Source organism: Oerskovia sp. NPDC060287, from assembly GCF_042726775.1.
Classification (GTDB): Bacteria; Actinomycetota; Actinomycetes; order Actinomycetales; family Cellulomonadaceae; genus Oerskovia; species Oerskovia merdavium.
Window position 1 is genome coordinate 1 of sequence record NZ_JBHXBO010000391.1, and the last position, 2,029, is coordinate 2,029.

Sequence of the window (2,029 nt, forward strand, 5' to 3'; positions counted from 1 at the left end):
CAGTCATGTGTGACGTGACCTGTTTCGACCTGTTCAGACCAGGAGTGTGCTCATGAAGACCATCGACTCCCTCGGCGACCTGCGCGGCAAGCGCGTGCTCGTCCGCTCGGACTTCAACGTCCCCCTCGACGGGACGACCATCACGGACGACGGCCGCATCCGCGCCGCGCTCCCCACGCTCAAGCGTCTGACCGACGCCGGTGCGAAGGTCGTCGTGACCGCGCACCTCGGGCGTCCCAAGGGTGAGCCGGACGCCAAGTACTCCCTCGCCCCCGTCGCAGCCCGCCTCGGCGAGCTCCTCGGCGCGCCGGTGACGCTCGCGGCCGACACGGTCGGCGAGTCCGCCCGTGCCACGGTCGCCGCCCTCGGCGACGGCGAGGTCGCGCTGCTCGAGAACATCCGCTTCGACCCTCGTGAGACCTCGAAGGTCGACGCCGAGCGCGAGTCGCTCGCTGCGGACCTCGCGGCCCTCGCGGACGCGTACGTGTCGGACGGGTTCGGTGTCGTGCACCGCAAGCAGGCCTCGGTCTACGACATCGCCAAGGTGCTGCCGTCCGCGGTCGGCGAGCTCGTCCTCAAGGAGGTCGACTCCCTGAAGAAGGCGACCGAGGACCCGGCCCGCCCCTACGTCGTCGTGCTCGGCGGCTCGAAGGTCTCCGACAAGCTCGGTGTCATCGCCAACCTGCTGACCAAGGCGGACCGCCTGCTCATCGGTGGCGGCATGGTCTTCACCTTCCTCGCGGCCAAGGGCTACTCGGTGGGCAACTCGCTCCTCGAGACGGACCAGATCGAGACGGTCAAGGGCTACCTCGCGGACGCCGAGAAGGCGGGCGTCGAGATCGTCCTGCCGACCGACATCCTCGCCGCGGACTCGTTCGCCGCCGACTCTCCCTACGAGGTCGTGCCTGCGGACGCGATCCCGGACGGCAAGATCGGCCTGGACATCGGCCCCGAGTCGGCCAAGCTCTTCGCGAGCAAGATCGTCGACGCCAAGACGGTCGTCTGGAACGGTCCTGCGGGCGTCTTCGAGTTCGAGGCGTTCTCGGGCGGTACGCGTGCCGTGGCGCAGGCCCTGGTCGACGCGACCGCGAACGGCGCGTTCACGATCGTCGGTGGCGGCGACTCCGCCGCGGCCGTGCGCATCCTCGGCTTCGACGAGGCCGGCTTCAGCCACATCTCGACCGGTGGCGGCGCGAGCCTGGAGTTCCTCGAGGGCAAGTCCCTCCCGGGGCTCGCAGTCCTCGAGGCCTGACCCCCACCACCGCAGCCTCACGGCTCACAGAAGGTAGACACACCATGACTGATGCACGTACCCCGCTCATCGCGGGCAACTGGAAGATGAACCTGGACCACCAGGAGGCCATCCACACGGTCCAGAAGCTCGCCTGGGCCCTCAAGGACGCCAAGCACGACTTCTCGGCCGTCGAGGTCACGGTGCTCGCGCCGTACACGGACCTGCGCAGCGTCCAGACGCTGGTCGACGCCGACAAGCTCGAGCTGACCTACGGCGCGCAGGACGTCTCGCAGCACGTCTCGGGTGCCTACACGGGCGAGATCTCGCCCGTGTTCCTGAGCAAGCTGGGCGTGACGTACGTCGCGGTCGGCCACTCGGAGCGTCGTCAGTACCACGGCGAGGACGACGCGCTCGTCAACGCCAAGTCGAAGGCGGCACTGGCTCACGGCCTGATCCCGATCATCTGCGTCGGCGAGGCCCTCGAGATCCGCAAGGCGGGCGAGCAGGTCTCCTACACGCTCGCGCAGGTCGACGGCGCCCTCGAAGGCCTCTCGGCCGAGGACGCCGCCAAGGTCGTCATCGCGTACGAGCCCGTCTGGGCCATCGGCACGGGCGAGGTCGCCACCCCGCAGGACGCGCAGGAGGTCGCGGGCGCGATCCGTGCCCGCGCTGATGGGGCCGTGGCGGTACTCCATGGCCGGGTAGGCCTCGGTCCAGGCGAGGGACGCCTCCCGCATCTTGAGCCCGGCCTCGTTCGCGAGCCCCACGGCCATGCCGCGACCCAGGAACGTGAAC

At 69.6% G+C, this 2,029-nt stretch carries 2 protein-coding genes; both read left to right on the forward strand.

Translation table 11 applies throughout. The features are described 5' to 3' along the window. Nucleotides 1-52: 52 nt before the first annotated feature. Nucleotides 53-1,252: a phosphoglycerate kinase gene (locus tag ACFWFR_RS19220; RefSeq protein ID WP_191805773.1), complete on the forward strand. Its 1,200-nt coding sequence runs from the start codon at nucleotides 53-55 to the stop codon at nucleotides 1,250-1,252. A 44-nt stretch (nucleotides 1,253-1,296) separates the two neighbouring features. Beyond that, on the forward strand, nucleotides 1,297-2,029 hold a 733-nt coding region (locus ACFWFR_RS19225), incomplete at its 3' end, for a triose-phosphate isomerase family protein (RefSeq protein WP_377624183.1).